This is a genomic window from Nonomuraea sp. JJY05 (assembly GCF_043496855.1).
Taxonomy (GTDB): Bacteria; Actinomycetota; Actinomycetes; order Streptosporangiales; family Streptosporangiaceae; genus Nonomuraea.
On the sequence record NZ_JBIEIS010000028.1, the window covers coordinates 26,713 to 45,757 of the forward strand.

21 protein-coding genes and 1 pseudogene are annotated in these 19,045 nt (G+C 69.4%); 7 read left to right on the top strand and 15 right to left on the bottom strand.

Annotation, left to right across the window (positions count from 1 at the left end):
- Positions 1 to 456: 456 nt before the first annotated feature.
- Positions 457 to 960, top strand: a complete 504-nt coding sequence (locus ACFKCF_RS36775) for an inclusion body family protein (RefSeq protein ID WP_394499917.1) — start codon at positions 457 to 459, stop codon at positions 958 to 960.
- A 453-nt stretch (positions 961 to 1,413) separates the two neighbouring features.
- On the opposite strand, the gene ACFKCF_RS36780 is transcribed toward ACFKCF_RS36775, so the two are convergent.
- The 3 genes from ACFKCF_RS36780 to ACFKCF_RS36790 form a co-directional block, all read right to left on the bottom strand.
- On the bottom strand, positions 1,414 to 2,298 hold the full coding sequence (locus ACFKCF_RS36780; protein ID WP_394499918.1) for a TIGR03619 family F420-dependent LLM class oxidoreductase: 885 nt from the start codon (positions 2,296 to 2,298) through the stop codon (positions 1,414 to 1,416).
- A gap of 185 nt (positions 2,299 to 2,483) precedes the next feature.
- Entirely contained in the window at positions 2,484 to 2,933 is a 450-nt protein-coding gene (locus ACFKCF_RS36785; RefSeq protein ID WP_394499919.1) for a hypothetical protein, read from the bottom strand.
- A 52-nt stretch (positions 2,934 to 2,985) separates the two neighbouring features.
- Positions 2,986 to 3,132 (bottom strand): hypothetical protein, encoded by a 147-nt coding sequence (locus ACFKCF_RS36790; RefSeq protein WP_394499920.1) that lies wholly within the window; start codon positions 3,130 to 3,132, stop codon positions 2,986 to 2,988.
- Between the two features lie 478 nt (positions 3,133 to 3,610).
- Between ACFKCF_RS36790 and ACFKCF_RS36795 the strand changes: the two genes are divergently transcribed.
- Positions 3,611 to 4,438, top strand: coding sequence for a pentapeptide repeat-containing protein (locus ACFKCF_RS36795; protein ID WP_394499921.1), 828 nt, complete (start codon positions 3,611 to 3,613; stop codon positions 4,436 to 4,438).
- 8 nt (positions 4,439 to 4,446) lie between these two features.
- Here the strand turns inward: ACFKCF_RS36795 and ACFKCF_RS36800 are convergent, their stop codons facing one another.
- From ACFKCF_RS36800 to ACFKCF_RS36810, 3 genes are all read right to left on the bottom strand, one after another.
- Positions 4,447 to 4,587, bottom strand: coding sequence for a peptidoglycan-binding protein (locus ACFKCF_RS36800; protein WP_394499922.1), 141 nt, complete (start codon positions 4,585 to 4,587; stop codon positions 4,447 to 4,449).
- 245 nt (positions 4,588 to 4,832) lie between these two features.
- Complete coding sequence (locus tag ACFKCF_RS36805) at positions 4,833 to 5,207, bottom strand: hypothetical protein (RefSeq protein ID WP_394499923.1); 375 nt, start codon at positions 5,205 to 5,207, stop codon at positions 4,833 to 4,835.
- 196 nt (positions 5,208 to 5,403) lie between these two features.
- On the bottom strand, positions 5,404 to 5,784 hold the full coding sequence (locus tag ACFKCF_RS36810) for a hypothetical protein (protein ID WP_394499924.1): 381 nt from the start codon (positions 5,782 to 5,784) through the stop codon (positions 5,404 to 5,406).
- A gap of 214 nt (positions 5,785 to 5,998) precedes the next feature.
- On the opposite strand from ACFKCF_RS36810, the gene ACFKCF_RS36815 reads away from it, so the two are divergent.
- Both ACFKCF_RS36815 and ACFKCF_RS36820 read left to right on the top strand, forming a co-directional pair.
- Positions 5,999 to 6,853, top strand: coding sequence for a phosphotransferase (locus tag ACFKCF_RS36815; protein WP_394499925.1), 855 nt, complete (start codon positions 5,999 to 6,001; stop codon positions 6,851 to 6,853).
- A 59-nt stretch (positions 6,854 to 6,912) separates the two neighbouring features.
- Positions 6,913 to 7,173 (top strand): zf-TFIIB domain-containing protein, encoded by a 261-nt coding sequence (locus ACFKCF_RS36820; RefSeq protein WP_394499926.1) that lies wholly within the window; start codon positions 6,913 to 6,915, stop codon positions 7,171 to 7,173.
- 74 nt (positions 7,174 to 7,247) lie between these two features.
- Here ACFKCF_RS36820 and ACFKCF_RS36825 read toward each other — a convergent pair whose 3' ends face one another.
- From ACFKCF_RS36825 to ACFKCF_RS36835, 3 genes are all read right to left on the bottom strand, one after another.
- Positions 7,248 to 8,231, bottom strand: coding sequence for a hypothetical protein (locus ACFKCF_RS36825; protein ID WP_394499927.1), 984 nt, complete (start codon positions 8,229 to 8,231; stop codon positions 7,248 to 7,250).
- Positions 8,232 to 8,268: 37 nt separating this feature from the next.
- Entirely contained in the window at positions 8,269 to 9,981 is a 1,713-nt protein-coding gene (locus tag ACFKCF_RS36830; RefSeq protein ID WP_394499928.1) for an ABC-F family ATP-binding cassette domain-containing protein, read from the bottom strand.
- Between the two features lie 229 nt (positions 9,982 to 10,210).
- The gene (locus tag ACFKCF_RS36835; RefSeq protein WP_394499929.1) at positions 10,211 to 10,732 is read right to left on the bottom strand and encodes a CGNR zinc finger domain-containing protein; all 522 of its coding nucleotides are present in this window, start codon (positions 10,730 to 10,732) and stop codon (positions 10,211 to 10,213) included.
- Positions 10,733 to 10,757: 25 nt separating this feature from the next.
- Here ACFKCF_RS36835 and ACFKCF_RS36840 point away from each other — a divergent pair, with 25 nt between their 5' ends.
- Positions 10,758 to 10,916, top strand: coding sequence for a hypothetical protein (locus ACFKCF_RS36840; RefSeq protein WP_394499930.1), 159 nt, complete (start codon positions 10,758 to 10,760; stop codon positions 10,914 to 10,916).
- A 32-nt stretch (positions 10,917 to 10,948) separates the two neighbouring features.
- Here the strand turns inward: ACFKCF_RS36840 and ACFKCF_RS36845 are convergent, their stop codons facing one another.
- The 3 genes and pseudogenes from ACFKCF_RS36845 to ACFKCF_RS36855 all read right to left on the bottom strand — a co-directional run.
- Positions 10,949 to 12,991, bottom strand: a complete 2,043-nt coding sequence (locus ACFKCF_RS36845; protein WP_394499931.1) for a CehA/McbA family metallohydrolase — start codon at positions 12,989 to 12,991, stop codon at positions 10,949 to 10,951.
- Between the two features lie 101 nt (positions 12,992 to 13,092).
- Positions 13,093 to 13,212 carry a zinc ribbon domain-containing protein gene (locus ACFKCF_RS36850; RefSeq protein ID WP_394500051.1) on the bottom strand — a complete coding sequence of 40 codons (120 nt, stop codon included), beginning with the start codon at positions 13,210 to 13,212 and terminating at the stop codon, positions 13,093 to 13,095.
- 241 nt (positions 13,213 to 13,453) lie between these two features.
- Positions 13,454 to 13,882 (bottom strand): annotated as a pseudogene (locus tag ACFKCF_RS36855) (helix-turn-helix domain-containing protein); the annotation flags it as partial.
- A gap of 257 nt (positions 13,883 to 14,139) precedes the next feature.
- On the opposite strand from ACFKCF_RS36855, the gene ACFKCF_RS36860 reads away from it, so the two are divergent.
- Together ACFKCF_RS36860 and ACFKCF_RS36865 are read left to right on the top strand one after the other, a co-directional pair.
- The gene (locus ACFKCF_RS36860) at positions 14,140 to 14,760 is read left to right on the top strand and encodes a TetR/AcrR family transcriptional regulator (protein WP_394499932.1); all 621 of its coding nucleotides are present in this window, start codon (positions 14,140 to 14,142) and stop codon (positions 14,758 to 14,760) included.
- A complete protein-coding gene (locus ACFKCF_RS36865; protein ID WP_394499933.1) occupies positions 14,757 to 15,830 on the top strand; it encodes an acyltransferase in 1,074 nt (357 codons plus the stop codon). Before ACFKCF_RS36860 ends, ACFKCF_RS36865 begins: the two co-directional genes overlap by 4 nt.
- Here the strand turns inward: ACFKCF_RS36865 and ACFKCF_RS36870 are convergent.
- The 3 genes from ACFKCF_RS36870 to meaB all read right to left on the bottom strand — a co-directional run bounded on the left by ACFKCF_RS36870 (position 15,748) and on the right by meaB (position 18,997).
- Positions 15,748 to 16,200: an acyl-CoA thioesterase gene (locus ACFKCF_RS36870; RefSeq protein WP_394499934.1), complete on the bottom strand. Its 453-nt coding sequence runs from the start codon at positions 16,198 to 16,200 to the stop codon at positions 15,748 to 15,750. The two genes, ACFKCF_RS36865 and ACFKCF_RS36870, sit on opposite strands and share 83 nt — an antisense overlap.
- Positions 16,197 to 17,951, bottom strand: coding sequence for an AMP-dependent synthetase/ligase (locus tag ACFKCF_RS36875; RefSeq protein WP_394499935.1), 1,755 nt, complete (start codon positions 17,949 to 17,951; stop codon positions 16,197 to 16,199). Before ACFKCF_RS36875 ends, ACFKCF_RS36870 begins: the two co-directional genes overlap by 4 nt.
- A gap of 86 nt (positions 17,952 to 18,037) precedes the next feature.
- Positions 18,038 to 18,997 (bottom strand): methylmalonyl Co-A mutase-associated GTPase MeaB, encoded by a 960-nt coding sequence (gene meaB, locus ACFKCF_RS36880; RefSeq protein ID WP_394499936.1) that lies wholly within the window; start codon positions 18,995 to 18,997, stop codon positions 18,038 to 18,040.
- Positions 18,998 to 19,045: the final 48 nt, after the last annotated feature.

Below are 19,045 nucleotides of genomic sequence, written 5' to 3' on the forward strand. Positions count from 1 at the left end.
TGGCCGGGTCGACCATCAGCCCTTCCGCTGGAGGCGTCTTCCGGTTCGCCATGACGGCCACGATCCTCACCACGATCGGCGCGACCGTACTGATCCTTCAGGCTGCCGCCCGCATCCCGCCCGCCGTCACCGACCTCCTCCGCGCTTTCGTCCCCTTACGCGAGGCGCTACGCGAACTTCTGCGCCGACCGGACTCGACTCGGCGGCTACGCCCATGACCGCTCGCCGTCCTCCGGTCACCAGGCCACGCGTGGCGAGTCGCCCTCGCTCGGATGCTCGGCGACAGTGATCGGCACCGAAGTGGGCTCATCGCATCGGCGAAGCGTTACGCGATAACACGATTTAGTTGGGCTACATTATGCAGTCTTGACAGCATTTGACGTCAACGATAATTGTGGAGGCATTCGTCCAGCGGTTTACGGTCCTTTTCGTCGACACGACAGGGAGATTTTCTGCATGTCGGAATTCATCAACGTCCTCATCGCCATCGACGCGGAAACCATTCTCGAAAGGTTCGGCAGGAACAACGATCCGAACGGGCCGACGTCGATCCCCGACAGCAGCAACCTGATCTACATGACCACCAGGCAGAACCAGCTCGGGAGCACACCGGGCAGCGAGCTGACGATCAACGCCTCCCCCATGGACGTCATCAGGTGGCGCGAGACGACGCTGTCCCTGAACTCCGAGTACACCGGAATCCTCTACAAATTCAACTCCCTGGCCGGACAGGATCTGATCAGCACCCCCACGCCGAGGTCGGTGGTTCTCAGCGAGCCGCAGCCGAACAGTCACGACCCGCTGAATCCCACCACCCAGAAAATCAACAGCTATTACTGGGAGTGCGAGATCTTGGACACGGGGACGGTCACCTACAACTTCAGCTTCATGATTCTCAATCACAAGGGCGAGAAGCAGGGTTACTACTGCTGGGACCCCTTCATCAATATTCAGCCCTGACCCGCTCGGCGAGGCACTTGAGCGTGGGCCGTGGGTAAAGGCCGGCCACCCGCGCCGGGTCGCCGAGGCGGACGTGCGGCCAGGCCGAGCATGTCGCCATGAGGCCGCGCCGATGACGGCCGGGCCGCGTCGTGTGTCGCGGCGCAGGCCCGGTTGGCCGGGCGCGGGATCCCGTGTGCCCGGCCGCTCGCCCCCGGTGGTCGAGGTCGGTTCGCCGGCCGTGCACGCCGAGGCCGAACGCCTCCGCCGAGCGAACGCCTGACACCGGCAGGCGAGCTCCCCCGAACGCGCACCCCCGTGTCGGCCCGGCGCTCACACGCTCTTGGCCCCGATGCGCTTGATCCGGTGCCGGCAGTAGACGCAGGCGGTCGGCCGTGGCGGCGGGAATAAGGGCCGCCCGCAACGGGACCTATTGAGGAGGCCGCAGGATGGGGGCGGCGGATGGCGCGTCAGCTAGGGGGCCAGCGCCTCCAGTGCCTCCTCGGCGCGGCGCATCGCCTCCTTGGCGTCGAGCGTGACGAACTCGCGGTCGAAGTTGAGGTCGTGGAAGACGTCCGTGACGCCGCCGGCGGCCAGCGCGTCCACGTCGCTCCTGATCTTGTCGTACGGGCCCGTCAAGGGGCGGTCGCCGGCCTCCCGGACCTGCGTGACCCCGCGGCAGACGAAGCGGAACGCGGCCGCGTCGCGCCCCGACTCCGCCAGCGTCTCCTTGATCAGCCCCACCCGCCCGGCGATGGCGGCCAGGTCCTCCCTGCTGGAGCTCACCCACCCGTCGGCCAGCCGGGCGGCGCGGCGCAGCGCGACCTCGGCGGTGCCGCCCAGCAGGATCGGCGGCGGCCCCGGCACCGGCTTGGGGTCGATGTGGGAGGCCGGCACCCGGTAGAACTCGCCGCGGTGCTCGACCACGTCGTCGGCCCAGGCCTTGCGCAGCACCTCGACGAACTCCTCGCCCCTGCGTCCCCGCCGGTCCATGCCGGCGCCCGCCGCCTCGAACTCCTCCGGCAGCCAGCCCAGCCCGAGCCCCGCCGTGAGCCGCCCGCCGGACACGGTCTGGAGCGTGGCCAGCTGCTTGGCCAGCACGACCGGCTGCACGTACGCGTTGACGACGGCCACGCCGAGCCGGATCCGCTCCGTCACGCCCGCGAGGTGGGCCAGCGTGATCAGCGGGTCGTGCACGCTGCGGTACGTCGGCCCCATCGGGTGCCCGACCGGGTACAGCAGCCGCTGGAACGTCCACAGCTCGTGGTAGCCGAGCTCCTCCGCCCTCCTGGCGACGCGGCGCATGTTCTCGGGGGTCGCCCATGGGCCTGACTGGGGCACTGCGAAACCGATCCTCATGCCCTCTAGTCTGACCGACGTGAATCCGCGCCCTGTAGGAGCCTTCAACCTGCAAGGAAGAACGAGACGAGCCACCCACGCGCCCATTCCGCCGACATCCGCCGGGAGCTGGGTGAGGTTGGGGTGAGTGAACGTCCGGAGGCCGTTCACGTTGTAGAGGTCGGGGAAGACAGAGACCGGGCTGCTCACCGTGAAAGGGCCGGCTGCCGAACGTCGTATGCGGGAACGAGCGCGGTCAGCCAGATCACCCTGTCTTCCTGCTCGGCCAGCACCGGAGCCACAGGCGGAGAGAACCGCCATCCAGTCCCGTCGAACAGCTTGGCGTCGTTGCCAGTCTCGGCTGTCAGCCCACCCGTGATGCTGTAGACGGCCAGGCGGGATTGGCGAGATGGGACACCACGAGCTTCGCTCACCACTGGCACGCCCAGGTGCGTGATGCTCTTGCCTGATGGCAGGGCGGCCTTTGCGCACGCCATCTGCCGATCTAGCGAGGGCCGCCTGTCGGCCTGCTCGGGCAGGACGGTCGCGCACGTCAGCTTGGACAGGTCTTCACGCCGTAGCACGGCCGGAGCGGGCGACGGAGTGCCGCCGCCGCAGTTGATCGTGATGTCGTCGGCGTTGTTGATGATCGTCATGGATACTCCGAGTAGGTCGGGCCCTGGCCGGCAGACGGATCGCGGTGATGGTCTACCGCTGGTCCGGCGGCAGGTCCGGGCGTGCGGTGTGCTTGGCCACGTAACGGGACACGTACGCGATCAGGCCCGGCAGCAGCGGAATCGTCAGCGACTCCACCCAGTCGGGCAGCCACGCGATGAGGTCCAGGTCGGCGTTCACCGTCTGCAGGACGGCCAGGACCGCCGGCAGGGCCCGCTCGCGAATCCGTGGGTCAACTCATCGACCTGATGCCTCACAAGTCGTAGTCAGCCATGGACATATCAGTTACCGTCCCGAATGTGACCACCCCCGACGGGCCGACCGTTCGGCTGCCACCTCCCGCACCACCACCGGCCAGCACGCCATCAGCGCAGATGACTCCGAAGCGGGTGACAAGAACGTTCCGGAAGCTCGCCCGGGCTGCACCACAGCCAGCCCCGCTCCCACCACCGCCCCACCCAACACAACAACGCCTGCTACAGGGACGGAAAGCCCGGGTACCTCCGCCTACGCAAGAGGAGCTCAACGCCTTATCAGTGGAGAAACGGCAAGAATTGTACGACGCTCACCGGGAGAGGCCATGGCAGCGCCTCACCTCGCTCGGAGTACTGCTCGGACTGATCTTTACCGGTGGTGGCCTGATCTACACAGCCCGAACTTGGGAACAGGGCAGGAAACCCTCAGAGCCACCCAGCAGCAGCAGATTACAGACCGATACACGAAGGCCGTCGAACAGATCGGCTCAGACAAGTCGGTAGAGGTGAGGGTGGGGGGCCTGTATGCCCTAGAACGAATTGCCAAAGATTCCCCGGCAGATGCCGCGACTATTGCACAGGTTATGGTGGCGTTCATCTTAGGTCATGACAGAGAAGGAGAGACCAAGGCATCCCCGTCTCCAACTTCACCCAAGTCCGGATCCACACCTCTCTGGCGGCCTGGCGCCGACGTTTCTACTGCCGCGAGAGTACTTGGGATACTAAAAGCCCCTGGCCTGCCGGAACGCAGCCTTTCCACTGCCGACTTTGCAGGCGCAGATTGGGCCCGGGTAGATCTGCAGCATGCCTATCTGCCCAATGTGAGCCTATCTGGCGCGGACCTAACTGCCGCGGACCTCACTGGCACGAACCTATCTGGAGCCAACCTTATTTCCGCAGACCTGTCCGTTGCGAGCTTACAAACTGCAAATCTGGCCAACGCGGGCCTGAAAGGCACGAAATTTTTCTCCGCAGACCTAAAACACGCAGACTTGACCAATGCGAACCTGAACGCCGCAGACTTAACCTTTGCCGACCTGAAGGACGCGAACTTGACCGACGCCTTCCTGCTTGAGGCGACTTTGGGCGCCACCAATCTGAGAGGCGCAGACTTGACAGGCGCGAACCTGACCGGTGCAGACCTTACCGGCGCCGACCTGAGAGATGTCAAAGGCATCACACCGGAGCAAGTTCGAAAGGTTGCGATAACAGACAAAGATACCCATTTCTGAGTCGCCGCTCAGTCCATGCGCAGGAGCCTGGGCCACGTCTTCGGCCCACACTCGCCCTCTGCCTTCAGTCCGGCCACCTTCTGGAAGGCACGCAGCGCCTCCTCTAAAGGCTTCTCGAACACCGAATCGTCGATACCGCGCCAGGCCATAGCCGCGGGCGTGCAGCAAGTAGAACAGTGCCGTCACATCATCGACGAGGCACCGCACCGTCACCGCGGCGCCGTAGATCGGCCCATACGCGCCGTCCCCCTCGAACGGCTCGATCATGACCTCATGCCTGAGTAGCCAGTCAGGAGCATCAGGCATCACCAGGCCGTCGTGTCGAACGCGTACCCCGCCGACAGCAACCCTGCGGTATGCGGACGCGTCCGGCGCGTGCCGGGCCGGATCCGCCTCACCGCCACCGGCCCGCCCCAGCCGCACCGAACCGATCTGGATGTCCTTGAATGCGCTGGCCACACCGTACGGGTCGCCAGTCGCGATCATCCATGCGGCGTGCGCGCACGTCGCACGCATGATCGGCGTCCCGCTCCTTCAGGTCGGTCGGCATGTCCTGCTCGTCGGTGGCGTACATCGCGCCGATAAGCAGCTCGTCGATCCGTTCACTGGCGCGGGCCAACGACGCCTCGATCCCGTCCGGGGCAGTCTTGGCGGTGTAGGCCGCGTAGTCGCCGGCCGTCGCGTACACCACCACCACGCGAAATTTTGGAGTCAATGCAGCTTCGATCAGGCCACATTCAAAGGCGATGCCCAGTTCGGCAAATCGCACCACATGGACGAAGCCTCGTTCATGGAAAGCAACTTCGCCGGACGAACTTACTTCACAGAATCAACTTTTGAGCGTGGAACCCTCTGGATAGGAACGCAGAGACTCGCTTCGATGGGGTACATTTCTCGCGAAGAGCCATTTTCGACGGGGCAAGCTTCTTGAGCTTCACTCCTTTCCAAGAGGCAATGGCGGAGTGCTACAGCACATTACATCGTGAAGGGCTTTTCCGGTTGCGGACAGTGGAGCCCTGCTCGACGACGCCGAGCCAGCCGTGCTCACGCAGCCATCTGACCCAGCGCTTCACGGTCGCCTTGGACAGGCCAGTGCGCTCGCAGAAGCCAGCGATCGTCGGCCGGGAGCGCATGGTCGTCCAGTCAGTCACCCATGCGATCACCTGGGCGACGCGGAGCAGGTTGCCGTACCCGTCGTAGCGTAGGGCCGGCATGTCGGGGTCCTCTCGCAGGGCGCGCAGGAACGATTGCTGGTGGGGGGGACGGCGCATCCCGCGCGGCACGGACGCGAGGACGAGCGGGTTCGAGGGCGACAGGACTTCGGCCCCGCCAGCCTTCCGCGTCACTCCGGCACCCCTGCATAGGGAGCCGCGGGGGACGGCAAGATCGTTCCGCGCATATTCCGCGAGGGGCGGCACCCGCGGGCATCGACTGGCACACGATGGCACACGCCGAACATGGGCGGGCCGCCGTCACCGCGGGTCTGGTCGGGGGTTTGGTCCGATCCGTCGATCGCGTCCGGCGGCATGCACCGCCCATACCGCCGAATACTCTGTACGAGTGGGTCTGGAGGAGGAGCTGGCGGGGATCGCCGGGGCGTACGGAGGAGCGGGCGAGCCCGTGCTGCATCCGACGCGCACGGACGTCGTGGTGTTACGCAGGGGCGAGGTCGTGGTCAAGGCCCACTCGCGGCGCGACGACGTGGAGTCGTTGCGGATCCGGTTGCGGGGCGCGGCGTCGGCGGCGGTGACCGGCGTGATGCTGGCCCCGCTCGACCCCGAGGTGCTGTCGGTCGCGGGCCGCGCGGTGACGGTCTGGCCCGCCGGCCGCCCCGTCGCGCAGGAGGATCCGGACTCCGCGCCCTGGGAGGAGGGCGCCAGGCTGCTGGCCAGGCTGCACGCCGTCCCGCTCACCCTGCTGCCCGGCCTTCCCGCCGCCGGCGGGCCCGCGCGGGCCGCCAGGGCGGTGGGCCGGATGAGCGGCGACGGCCCGGTGGAGCAGCTCATCAGGCGGACCTTCAAGGAGCTGCCCGAGCCCGACCCGCTGCCCGGCCTGCTCACGCACGGCGACTGGCATCTGGGCCAGCTCGTCCACCGCGACCACTGGCTGCTCATCGACGTCGACGACCTGGGCGTCGGCGACCCGGCGTGGGACCTGGCCAGGCCCGCCGCCTGGTATGCCGCCGGGCTGCTCGATCCGGCCGTCTGGGAGCGGTTCCTGGGGGCCTACCTGGCCTCCGGCGGGCCCGCGCTCGGCCGGGGCGACGACCCGTGGCGGCGGCTCGACGTGCCCGCCAGGGCGCTGACCGTCCAGCTCGCCGCCGTGGCCGTGGTCAACGCCGAGCGCGACGGCCGGGAACTGGACGAGGTCGAACATTCGTTGGTCGAATCGTGCAACAGAATCGTCCGAGCGTGACGGGGTTGCGCGCGGTAGGTTTCAACCCTGAGACCTCGAAGCCAAGGAGAGCGACCTAGATGCAGTGCCCAAAGTGCCGCGGCAACATGCGGACCTATGAGCGCAACGGCGTTCACATCGAGCAGTGTGACAACTGCCGTGGGATCTTCCTCGACTACGGCGAGCTCGAGACCCTCACCCGGATGGAGTCCCAGTACCACACGTCTCCTCCTCCGCCCCCCGCCCCCGGCCCCGCCTGGGGCGCCCCGCACGGCGGCGGCCACTACGGCGGCCACCACCACCGGCAGCGCAGCTGGGTGGGCATGCTGTTCTCGACCTGACCGCGACGAAGGCCGCGCACCGGTGGGGGTGCGCGGCCTTCGTGCCGTTCCGCGGGGGTTCAGGGGGTGCGCGGTCAGCCCGGGAAGTCGTCGGGGTCCACGGGAGAGGTGCGGGCGTTACCGCCCGCGATCGCGTGCAGCGTGATCCGCCAGTCGTGCCAGCGGATCTGCGTAGCGGTGAACGTCGTCTTGAACTTCACCGACTTCTGGAACCTCTCGAAGCTGCAGTTGCGCGTGAACGACTTGATCTTGCCGTCCCAGTCCACGCCGTGCGTGAAGTAGACCTTGTAGCTGCCGTCGCGCACGCCCTTGACCTTGAACTTGGCGTTCTTGCGCACGTACACGCTGAACGACTTGCTCCCGCCCTTCATGATGGTCACCACGGCGTCGCGGGTGCCGCCGTTGTCGATCTCCAGCGAGCTGCGGCCGTTGAAGGTGGCCCTCTTGATGAACGAGCCGTTCTTCAGCCGCCGGGTCTGCTTCTTGCCGGCCTTCACGCTCACGACGTCGGCCGGGTAGTCGCCGGCGCTCTGCAGGGCCGCCCCCGCCTTGTCGAGCGCGGCCAGCTTGTCGTCGAGGTCGACGAGGACGGCCGAGGACGTGCACAGGTTCCGCGCGCCGACCTTGCCCGCAGTGGAGCCCAGCTCGCCGGCGAAGTCGCGCAGGCTGGCCACGTACGCGTCGTGCTGGGCCCGTACGGCGTCGGGCGGGGTGATGGCGCCCAGGGCGTCCGCCGCCCCGCTCAGCGCCTCCTCAGCGCGGCCGACGCGCTGATCCAGGGCCTTGACCCCGCGCGCGCCGGCCAGGGCGCTGATGGCGTCCGCCATCGACTTGTGCCTGCTCTGGAGCTCGCCCTTGTAGGCCTCGGCCGTGAGCGCGGCCGGGCTCGGGGTGCCCGCCACCGTGCCGCCGCCGGCGGGCACGCCGCCGCCGTTGCCGCCGGCGACCCCGCTGACCTTCGGCTCGCCTCCGGTCGGGGACGGTAACGCCGAGGAGCACGCGCCGAGCGTGAGGGTTGCCAGGGCGAGAACGCAGGAGATCAACCGGGGTCCAGCCACCTGTCACACTATCGTCCGATTGATCCCTGCCCGTCAATCAGGATTCGGACAGTCCGGCATTGCGATCCTGTCGCAGCCACCGGGTGATCCCGATCGTCTCCAGGAACGGCACGTCGTGGCTGGCCACGACGAGCGCCCCCCGGTAGGCGTTGAGCGCCTGGGAGAGCTGGCGGACGCTGGCCATGTCCAGGTTGTTCGTCGGCTCGTCGAGCAGGAGCAGTTGGGGCGGCGGCTCGGCCGACAGGAGCGCGGCCAGCGTCGCCCGGAAGCGCTCGCCTCCCGACAGCGTGCCGACGGCCTGGTTGACCCGCTCGCCCCTGAACAGGAAGCGCGCCAGGCGGGCCCGGACGTCGTTCACGGAGGCGGACGGGGCCACGGCCCGCACGTTGTCCACCACGCTCAGCGCGTCGTCCAGGAGGTCGAGGCGCTGCGGCAGGTACCGCACCGGGACGTGGGCGCCGTGCTCGACGATCCGCCCGAGCAGCGTGGTCTTGCCCGAGCCGTTGGGCCCCAGCAACGCGATCCGCTCGGGACCCCGCACCACCAACGTCTCCAGCACCACGCCGCCCGCCTCGACGCCGCCCACCTCGACGCCGCCCACCTCGACGCCGCCCACCTCGACGCCGCCCACCTCGGCGCCGCCCGCCTCGTTGCCGCCCGCCTTGACGCCGGCGTCGGGGGTGCCGCCGGCCTGCGGGGCGTGGCCCGGGGGCGGGGCGAGGGGGAGGGTCAGGACCGTGCGGCCCGCCGGGACCTCGGTGCCCGGCAGCTCGATGCGGATCTCCGCGTCGTCCCGCACCCCCTGCTCCGCCTCCGTCAGCCGCCCCCGCGCCTCCTCCAGCTTCTCGATGGCCAGGTTGCGCTGCTTGCCCGCCGTCACCTGGGCCTTCCGCTTGAGCGCGTTGGCGACGATCTTCGGCGCCTTCTTGTTCTCGAACGCCTTCCTGCCGGCCCGCGCGCTCCGCTCGATCCGGGTACGGGCCTCGATGAGCTCCCGCTGCTGCCGGCGGATCTCGCCTTCCGCGGTCCGTACCATCCGCTGGGCGGCCTCCTGCTCGGCGGCGACCTGCTCCTCATAGGCGCTCAGGTTGCCCCCGTACATGCGCACGGCGCCGTCGCGAAGCTCGGCGATCTGGTCCACCAGCTCCAGCAGCGCGCGGTCGTGGCTGACCACCACCAGCACCCCCGGCCAGGCGGCGACCGCGGCGTAGAGCCGCTCCCGCGCGTCGAGGTCGAGGTTGTTGGTGGGCTCGTCGAGCAGCAGCACCTCGGGCCGTTTCAGCAGCTGGGCGGCGAGCGCGACCATGATGGTCTCGCCGCCGGACAGCGTGCCGACCGTGCGGTCCAGGCCGACGTGGTCCAGCCCGAGCCGGTCGAGCTCCGCCCGGGCGCGCTCCTCGACGTCCCAGGCGTCGCCGACGGCCGCGAAGTGCTCCTCGGCCACGTCCCCGCTCTCGATGGCGTGCAGCGCGGCCCGCGTCGCGCTGATCTCCAGCAGGTCCGACACGGTACGGCGGGCGCCGAGCGGGACGTTCTGCGGCAGGTATCCGATCTCTCCGGACACGGACACGGATCCGGGCCGAGGGGCCAGCTCCCCCGCGATGATCTTCAGCAGGGTGGACTTGCCCGACCCGTTGATCCCGATGAGCCCGGTGCGTCCCGCCGGGAAGGCGGCGTCGAGCCCGTCGAGCACCTTGGTGCCGTCCGGCCAGCCGAAGGACACGTGATCTACGACAATGGAAAAAGACATAAGGCGGCTCCCGTCACAAAGATCGAAATTTCGTGACTTGGCGGGAATCACCGCAAACGCGCGCAGCACAAGCAGAGGATCAGGGGCGAAAGAGGATCGCCAAGAGGTCCAGGTGTGCGCGCATGCCCACGACAGGGCGGAACGGCGCGGTGCCCGCGACCTCAGATCCTCACGTCAACAGCCCCCACGGCTCGGCGATATGACGCCCAAAGGGTATGCGAAGGGTCGATCACCGCGCAAGGCCACGCGCCCGATGCGCCGCGACGTTGACCCTGTTCGCGCAGGCGGGCGAGCAGAACCGGCGCCGCCCGTTGCGGGAGGTGTCGACGAAGACGATCTCGCACCCGTCGCGGTCGCACCGCCCCAGCCGGTGCCTGCCCGCGAACGACATGGCCATGGCCAGCCCGCCGGCCGTCGTGTCCTTCGCCCTGGACACGACGTCCGCGCTGGGCTCGAAGAAGTGCAGGTGCGGCTCGCGCCCGTCGTGCGCGCTGACGTACGGCTTGGACGCGGTGACGTCGAGCAGATCGTTGATCAGCTTGATCTGCGTGTCCTGGTCCGGCTCCCCGAACACCGGCGACAGCCGCCCAGCCCACACCCGCAACTCCTCGGCCTGCTCGGCCGTGACGACGGTGCGGAGCAGGCGATGCTCGGTCAGCATCGCCTGCACCGACTCGGGACTGAAGTCGGTCGCGTTCACCAGCGCCGCCGCGAGGGCCGCCCCGTTGCCGCCGTAAGCGTTGAAATGCATAAGGCCATTACAGCAGATTGGAAACATGCACTCCGGACACCTGCACGACCCCCTGGCCCTGGCCGTCGTCTCCTCCCACCGCACCTCCGAGGGCACGGTCTCCTACCTGCGGTGTGCCTGCGGCGTGTGGGAGGTGCGCACCTCGGCCATGGTCGCCACCGTCCCGCCCCACCGCCGCAGCTGACGCACCGGGGCCCTGGCTGGATCGATCGCGGCTCAGCTCAGCCGGGACCGGTAGACCGCCCTGGCCTGTTCCAGCAGGGACACGTGGTCGCCGAACTGGTAGGTACCGGCCAGGCGGCCGTGCTGCCTGATCAGGTCCTCCAGCAGGTCGAGCCACTCCAGGCACCACTCGACGTCCTCCCGCCGGGCGACCCGCCGCCCGTCCACCTCCACGTAGACGGGGCTGGTCAGGGCGTACCCGGTGGAGGTCATGGTGCGGGGGTGCCGGTCGCACAGGACCTCGGCCATCACGTACGTGGACTCGTCCACCGTGAGGTCGGCCGTCGCGATCAGCGGCTCGTCGAGGGCCCGCCCGGGTTCGTTCGTCAGCCGCTCGGCCCCGGCCCGCACGCCCTCCGCCGTGCGGATGCGCACCGCCGCGGCCTCGGGACCGATGGCGGTGGCCGTGACGCGGACGCGCTGCCCCTTGCGGGCCTGGATCACCTGGCCCGGGCCGTGACCGGCCACGGTCAGCTCCAGCCAGGGGCCGGTGGTGGCGAACGTCCGGCCCGCGCGTACGGCCGCCGCGAACGACCTTGCGGTCAGCTCGCCCTCGACCTGGGCGTAGACGCGGGCCCAGCCGGGCGGGTTCGACTGGTTGTCGGAGCGGGTGAAGGAGATCATCGCGTCCGTGCCCGCGGTCACGGCGAGCCGGTTGCCCGCGCCGATCAGCCGCCGGTACACCGCCGCCGTGGACGGGATCGAGGCGTGCGTGAGCACGTCGAGGCTGTCCACGAGCCCGAGCGCGACGTCGGCGACCAACTCGCGGGCGGCGCAGTTGCGCCACACGGGCGACACGATGCCCTTGGGCGGGTCGCCGTCGCCGATCGGCGTGCGGAAGGGGTGGCTGTAGCCGACGAGCGCGCCGAGCCCGCGCAGCTCCCGCAGCCCGTCGGCGTTGGGCGGCCAGTCGGCGTCGCCCGCGAACCCGGTGTGGCAGCGACCCGGCGCGGCGCGCGGCGCGAACGCGTAGACGTGACCGAGCAGGTCGTTGCGGTATTCGACGCCCATCCTGGCCACGTGCGTGGCGTCGGACCACGGCAGGTCCACGTCCGTCCAGTGCTCCAGCGCCTCGCGGTCGTAGACGCGCCTGCCGGAGACGTTGGCCGCCAGGAGATTGAGCACGTGCAGGTCCTCGCCGTGCTGCGCCGCGGCGGCGTCCGCGGGCGCGCCGACGAGGTCTCCCGCCCAGTTGAGGTGTACGTGCATGTCGGCGCCGTACCAGCCGCGCGCCGCCGCGTCGTAGATGCGCCGCGGGGCGAGCTCGACCAGGCGCTCCTCGCCCGGCCGCGGTACGAGCTCCACCTTCGCCTCGCCGTACTCCATGCCCCTCGCGACCGTGATCGTCAGGGGCACGCAGGGCACCTCCAGGACGATGTCGTCGCCGTGGAAGTAGGGGCGGCCGTGGTAGTCGTACCGGTTGGGGGTGTCGTCCGGGAACCAGCCGCTGCCGTCCTCGCTCGTCACGCTCCACCGGCACGGCATCCCCGCCACCAGCCGCAGCCGGGCCGCCTGGGTGGGGCGCAGGAGGGTGTCCAGCTCGATCCGCACTCCGTCCACCGTGACCGAGCTGTCGTGGTCCACCTCCACCAGCCACGCGCCGCCGGGGTCGAGCCGCCGCTGCGTCTCGTCCACGCTGACCAGGCAGGCCTCGTCCCGCCCCGAGTCGATCAGCAGTGACATCCGCTCCTCGCCGCGTCCGGGCGGCGGCTCGGCGGGCGGGACGAACGGGAGCCTGCGCGTCCACCGCAGACCCTTCCTCGTGCGCCGGTTCGGGCGCGACGGGAGCAGCACCATCCGCGGCGTCCCTTCGAGCCGGACCTCCTCGGGCCCGACCCGCACGGCGGCGAGATGCCGGGGCAGCTCGCCGCCGAGGGTGTCGCGCAGGACCCTGTCGTAGTCGGGCTCGGCCAGGTGGGCCCCGAGCCGGTCGTGCGGCTCGCCGGGACGGCTCTCGGCGACCGCCTCGACGACCAGCCGCCAGAACCGGTCGTACAGCGCGACCGGCAGCACCCTGCGTCTGGCGAAGAACTTCACGTAGTGACTCCTCCGCTCCTTGAAGCAAGCAGCTTCTCGCTAAGCCGCTTGCGCAGCCTCACGAAGGGCAAGCCCTGCCCTCAAGATGTTGATCGCCGCGTTCACGTCGGCGTGGCGCAAAACCCGCACGCCGTACATCGGAAGACGGCCTGGGCGACACGGTTCTCCTTCGCGCAGTGCCCGCAGCGCGAGCAGGTACGGGAGGTGTTGGCCACCGTCACCGTCCTTGGGCCACTCGACCGTGTCGAACCGGCCCCGCCCCTTGAAACGCGGGAAGCCTGGGGCGTGCCCGGCTTTGACGCGGGCGAAGAACGCCCGGTACGCCTTGTCCAGCCTGCGCAGCGTGGCCTGCTGGGAGGAGAACGACCACCGGCCCTGACCGTCGGGGTCGTCGGCGCGGATGTGCTTCAGCTCCGCCGGCTGCTCGCCGTAGCGCACCCTCACCCCGGCTTTGCGGTAGGCCGTACGGCGGTGTTCGAGAGCCGCGTTGTACAGCTCCCGGTGGTCTTGCAGGCACTGCGCGAGCGCGGCGGCCTGCTTGCTGGTGGGGCGCAGCAGGAACTTGAACGACCTGCGCACACCCCACCCCCCACGCTCGGTAACGAGACCACCACGGTATCGCCCTGCACCGGCAAAACCCGGAAGGACATTTGTGACCCGCGGACCTGACAGGTCAAGGCACGCTCGGGCCTTGGCGGCCCTCCCGCTCCCGATTCCCCCGTCGCCTGAAGACGACGGTTTCCTCGGGAGACTCTGATGGATCTCCGGCTCACCCCAGGTGATGCCGTGCTCGGCCAGCAGCCGCCCGTACTCCTCCAACGCCCCCGCCACGCTTTCGGGCAGCACTGGCTCGGCACACATACGCGCCCCTCCCTGTCGCTCGCGCGTCATCGTGACATGGGTCACGGAAGGCAAGCCCTTGAGGGGAGTGCCAGGGATCGGAAACCTTCTCCTGCGGTAGAAGATTTGTACTTCCGAGTATTCCGTTAGGCGCACTGAATACGGCAGAAAGCGCTCTACCGCGATTTTCGGCTCGCCGGCATGTGTCCCTTGCTGGAGCAGTCGAGGGCGGTCTATCGGTCCCGGCTGGGCTGAGGCGCGAAGCCCCGGGCATCGCCGCTTCTGGCCGCACGTGTTAAGTTTTGGCCATGCGGTCAAAAAATGAGCCGGACGGCCAGAAGCGGCGGTCGTTCATCGAGGAGGCCAGGCGCGCGCAGATCGTGGCGTCGGCCGTGGAGGTGATCGCCGACGTCGGGTTCGCCCAGGCGTCCCTTGCGCGCATCGCCAAGCACGCGGGCATCAGCAAAGGCGTCATCTCCTACCACTTCGCCGGCAAGGACGAACTGATGGAGGAGGTCGTCACCCGCGCCTACACGGAGGCCGCCGATCATGTGATGGCCGCGATGGAGGGCGTGGAGGGGGCCGGCGCGCTGCTGCGGACGTACTTCGTCGCCAACGCCGCGCACATGCGCAAGCACCGCTCGAAGATCCTGGCGCTCGGCGAGATCTTCAACAACCTGCGCACCGCCGACGGCAAGCCCCGCTACGGCGTGCACACCAGCGAGGAGATCTACCGGGCACTGGAGATGATCTTCCGCCTCGGACAGCGCACCGGCGAGTTCAGGGACTTCGACCTCCGCGTCATGTCCGTCTCGGTGTCGGCCGCCCTGGACAGCATGTTCGGCTACTGGGCCGCCTATCCCGACCACGACCTCGACGCGCACGCGCGCGAACTCGCCGACCTCTTCGAAAGGGCATGCAGGAGATGAAGACCGAGCCGCGGACCCGGCTCCACTCGATCGACAACCTGCGGATCGTGCTGACCGCGCTGGTGGTGGCCCACCACGCCGCGGTAACCTACGGGAACATCCCCCTGTGGTTCTACACCGAGCCCGCCAAGGACCCGTCAGGGCAGGCGCTCGACATCCTGGTGGTGTTCAACCAGGCGTTCTTCATGGGGTTCTTCTTCCTCATCTCGGGCTTCTTCACCCCCGGCTCCTACGACCGCAAGGGCTCGCGCGCCTTCGTGCGGGACCGGCTGGTGCGGCTGGGCGTCCCGCTGCTCGTCTTCCTCGTCCTGCTGCGGCCGCTGGTGAACTTCGGCGGGCTCGCGCAGCGCCCGGACATGCCGTACTGGATGTACTACCTGGGCTCGTGGGACCCGGGGCCCATGTGGTTCGCCGAGGTGCTGATCGTCTTCGCGCTGGCGTACGCGTGGTGGCGCCGCCGGCGGCCGGCGCCCGACCCCAACCCCGCGCCGCTGCGGCTGCGGTCGGTCGTGCTGTTCGTCCTCGGACTGTCCCTCGCCACGGTCCTGTGGCGCTTCCGGGTGCCGACCGGCACGTACGTGCCGGTGCTCGGGCTGCCGACGCCGAACTACCTGCCGCAGTACGCGGCCATGTTCGTGCTCGGGTGCGTGGCCTTCAGGCGCGGGTGGTTCGAGACGCTGCCCGCGCGGGCGGGGTCCCTCGGGTTCGTCGTGGCGGGTGTGTCGAGCGCCGTGCTGGTGCCGCTCTCGTCCATGACCAGCGGGACGGTCAGCTCGGCCGTGACAGCCGTCTGGGAGTCCACCTTCGCGGTCTGCATGATCATCGGGCTGACGGTGCTCTTCAGGGAGCGGTTCGCCGCGCAGGGGTCGCGCGGGAGGTTCCTGTCCGACCACGCCTTCACCGTCTACATCGTCCACCCGCTCGTGCTGGTCGCCGTCGGCTACGCGCTGCGCCCGCTGGAGGCGATCGCGGTCGTCAAGTTCGCGATCATGCTGGTGGTGGCGCTGCCGCTGTGCTGGTCGCTGGCGTACCTGGTGCGGTCGCTGCCGGGGGCGAAGCGGGTCCTGTGAGCATCTTCGGGAGCGGGGCGGCGCGGCCGTCGCGGACGCACACGTACGTGACCGTGCCGACGGCCACCAGCTCGTCCCCGCGCCGCATCGTGAACGTCATCGTGATCGACGTGGTGCCCACCCTGGCGGGCGCGCTCTCCACGGCCAGCACGTCGCCGAGGCGGGCGGGCGCGTGGTGCTCGCACCCGCTCGCCTTGACCACCAGGTCGGCGCCCTCCCGCCGGAGCCGGTCGTAGCCGCCGCGGGCCCCGATCCAGTCGAGGAACGCGTCCTCGATGTACTCGTAGTAACGGGAGGCGTGCATCATGGCCTGGGCGTCGCAGTGCCTCGGCCGCACCGGCAGGTGGGAGATCATGGCGGGAGCGGTCACCCGTCGTAGAAGGAGTCGAGGGTCTTGCCGTGGCGCTCCTCGACGGCCTTGCGCTTGATCTTGAGGCTGGCCGTCAGCTCGCCCGTCTCCACGGTGAAGTCCTCGGCCAGGATCGCGAACTTCTTGACCGTGGCGTAGCTGGCCTCGCCGGCGTTGACCTGGTCGATGGCCCGCCCGACCTCCTCGCGCACGCGCGGATGCTCGCGCAGCTCCTCGGGGTCGGACGGCAGCCCCTCGGCCTGGGCCCACGGCTTGACCACGTCCATGTCGAGGGTGACGAGCGCCGTGACGTAGTTGCGCCGGTCGCCGTGCACGAAGACGTGCGAGGCGTACGGGCAGGCCGCCTTGATCCGGCCCTCCAGGTACGTGGGGGCGACGTACTTGCCGCCCGAGGTCTTGATCAGCTCCTTCTTGCGGTCGGTGATGCGCAGCCGCCCGGCCTCGTCGAGTTCGCCGATGTCGCCGGTGTGCAGCCAGCCGTCTTCCAGCGCCCCGCCCGTCTCCTCGGGCAGCCCGTGGTAGCCGCGCATGATGCCGCGCCCGCCGATGAGGATCTCGCCGTCGTCGGCGATGCGGACCTCGGTGCCCGGCAGCGGCGGACCGACCGTGCCGAACTTCACCGACTCCGGCCGGTTGAGGAAGCTGCCCGCCGACGACTCGGTCAGCCCGTACCCCTCCAGGATGGTCAGTCCCGCCGCGTCGAAGAACTCGGCGATGTCCTGCGAGAGCGGGGCGGCGCCGGAGATGAAGAAGCGGATCCGGCCGCCGAACCGGTCGCGGAGCTTGGCGAAGACGAGGCGGTCTGCCAGGGAGTGCTCGATCCGGGTGGTGACCGGGATGTCCGCCCCGCGCTGGCGGGCCCTGACGACCCGGATGCCGGTCTGCTTCGCCCAGTCGAAGATGCGCAGCTTGATCCCGCCCTCGCGGCGCACCGTGGCCACGACCGTGTTGTGGATCTTCTCGAAGATGCGCGGCGCGGCGGCCATGAACGTCGGCTTGAGCACGCCGAGGTTCTCGGCGATCTTGTCGAGGCGGCCGTCGATCGCGGTCGCCACGCCGATGTCGATCATGACCACCTCCAGCAGCTTGCCGAACGAGTGCGACAGCGGCAGCCACAGGAAGTGCAGGTCGGACTCGGAGATCATGCCGAGCTCGCGGACCGCCTGCGAGACGTAGAGCCAGTTGTCGTGGGTCAGCTCCACGCCCTTGGGGCGGCCGGTGGTGCCGGAGGTGTAGATGAGGGTGGCCAGGTCGTCCTGGGCGATGGCGTCCACCATGGCGTCGTAGTCGCCCTCGCCGCTGAGGGAGGCGAGGGTGACCACCCAGCCGTCGTCGCTGGGCGAGCCGTCGATGACCACGACGCGGGTGACGTCGGGCAGCTCCTTCTGGACTGATCTGAGCTTGGCGACCTGGTCGTCGTTCTCGGCGATGACGATCGTGCTGCCGGAGTCGGTGATGACGAACGCCGACTCGGCCGCCGTGTTGGACGGGTAGATGGTGGTCGTGGCCGCTCCGGTCGCCAGCACCGCGAGGTCGGCCAGGATCCACTCGAAGCGGGTCGAGCAGAGGATCGACACGCGCTTGCCGGGCCCCGCCCCCAGCCCGGCCAGGCCCAGGGCGAGCCCGCGCACGCGTTCGCCCACCTCGCGCCACGACAGGGAGGCCCAGCCGTCGTCCGAGGGGAATCGGTACGCCTCGGCGTCGGGGGTCGCCGCGATCCGGTCGCGCAGCAGGGACGGAATGCTGGCCATGCCTGAACCTCCTGGACGGTGTTGACGCCGACTCTAAAAGCAATCCCGCCATTTGGGATAGACCAGCGCGCCGCGTGCCGTCCGTCTCAGGGGCGTTTGAAGGCGGACAGGAGCCGGTCGGCGGCGAGCGCGGGCGTCAGCTCGCCCGCCAGGACCTCCCGCTCGACCTCCTCCGTGATCGCCGCGACCTCGGGGTCGTTGCGCAGCTCGGACAGCAGCCGCTCCCGCACCAGCGTCCACGTCCACCCGACCTGCTGCCTGCGGCGCTTGGCGGCCAGGTCGATCGACTCCTGGTGGCTCAGCACGTTCGCCCAGAGCTTGTCCAGCCCGTCGCCGGTGAGCCCGCTGCACGTGAGCACCGGCGGCGGCGTGGAGTCGGAGCGGAGCATGCGCAGCGCGCCCGCCAGCTCGCGCGCGGCCTTCCTGGCGGGCAGCTCGTGCTCGCCGTCGGCCTTGTTGACCGCGATGACGTCCGCGAGCTCCAGCACGCCCTTCTTGATGCCCTGGAGCTGGTCGCCGGTGCGGGCCAGCGTGAGCAGCAGGAACGTGTCCACCATGTCGGCCACCGCGGTCTCCGACTGGCCCACGCCGACGGTCTCGACCAGCACGACGTCGAAGCCGGCGGCCTCCACGACGACCATGGCCTCCCTGGTCGCCTTGGTGACCCCGCCCAGGGTGCCGGAGGTGGGCGAGGGGCGGATGAAGGCGGCGGGGTCGACCGACAGGCGGGCCATGCGGGTCTTGTCGCCGAGGATGCTGCCGCCCGTCCTGGTGGAGGAGGGGTCGACGGCCAGCACGGCCACCTTGTGGCCCTGCGCGGTCAGCATCGTCCCGAGCGCGTCGATGAACGTGGACTTCCCCACGCCGGGCACGCCGGAGATCCCCACCCGGCGCGCGTGGCCGGCCAGCGGGGTGAGCTCGACGAGCAGGCGCTGCGCCAGGACGTTGTGGTCGGGCCTGGTCGACTCGACCAGCGTGATCGCGCGGGCGATCCACGTACGGGACCCGGCCCGTACGCCTCGGGCGTAGTCCTCCAGCGAGTGCACCCGGCTTACCCCTTTCTTCCCAGTTGATCAGTTAATCTCTGACAAGTC

Bases quoted from the DNA above. Each gene is read 5' to 3' on its own strand.
- ACFKCF_RS36840 (WP_394499930.1), top strand. From the start codon at position 10,758: ATGCACTCCGGACACCTGCACGACCCCCTGGCCCTGGCCGTCGTCTCC.
- ACFKCF_RS36865 (WP_394499933.1), top strand. From the start codon at position 14,757: ATGAAGACCGAGCCGCGGACCCGGCTCCACTCGATCGACAACCTGCGG.
- ACFKCF_RS36775 (WP_394499917.1), top strand. From the start codon at position 457: ATGTCGGAATTCATCAACGTCCTCATCGCCATCGACGCGGAAACCATT.
- ACFKCF_RS36820 (WP_394499926.1), top strand. From the start codon at position 6,913: ATGCAGTGCCCAAAGTGCCGCGGCAACATGCGGACCTATGAGCGCAAC.
- ACFKCF_RS36875 (WP_394499935.1), bottom strand. From the start codon at position 17,951: ATGGCCAGCATTCCGTCCCTGCTGCGCGACCGGATCGCGGCGACCCCC.
- ACFKCF_RS36780 (WP_394499918.1), bottom strand. From the start codon at position 2,298: ATGAGGATCGGTTTCGCAGTGCCCCAGTCAGGCCCATGGGCGACCCCC.
- ACFKCF_RS36800 (WP_394499922.1), bottom strand. From the start codon at position 4,587: ATGGCCTGGCGCGGTATCGACGATTCGGTGTTCGAGAAGCCTTTAGAG.
- ACFKCF_RS36860 (WP_394499932.1), top strand. From the start codon at position 14,140: ATGCGGTCAAAAAATGAGCCGGACGGCCAGAAGCGGCGGTCGTTCATC.
- ACFKCF_RS36830 (WP_394499928.1), bottom strand. From the start codon at position 9,981: ATGTCTTTTTCCATTGTCGTAGATCACGTGTCCTTCGGCTGGCCGGAC.
- ACFKCF_RS36835 (WP_394499929.1), bottom strand. From the start codon at position 10,732: ATGCATTTCAACGCTTACGGCGGCAACGGGGCGGCCCTCGCGGCGGCG.
- ACFKCF_RS36785 (WP_394499919.1), bottom strand. From the start codon at position 2,933: ATGACGATCATCAACAACGCCGACGACATCACGATCAACTGCGGCGGC.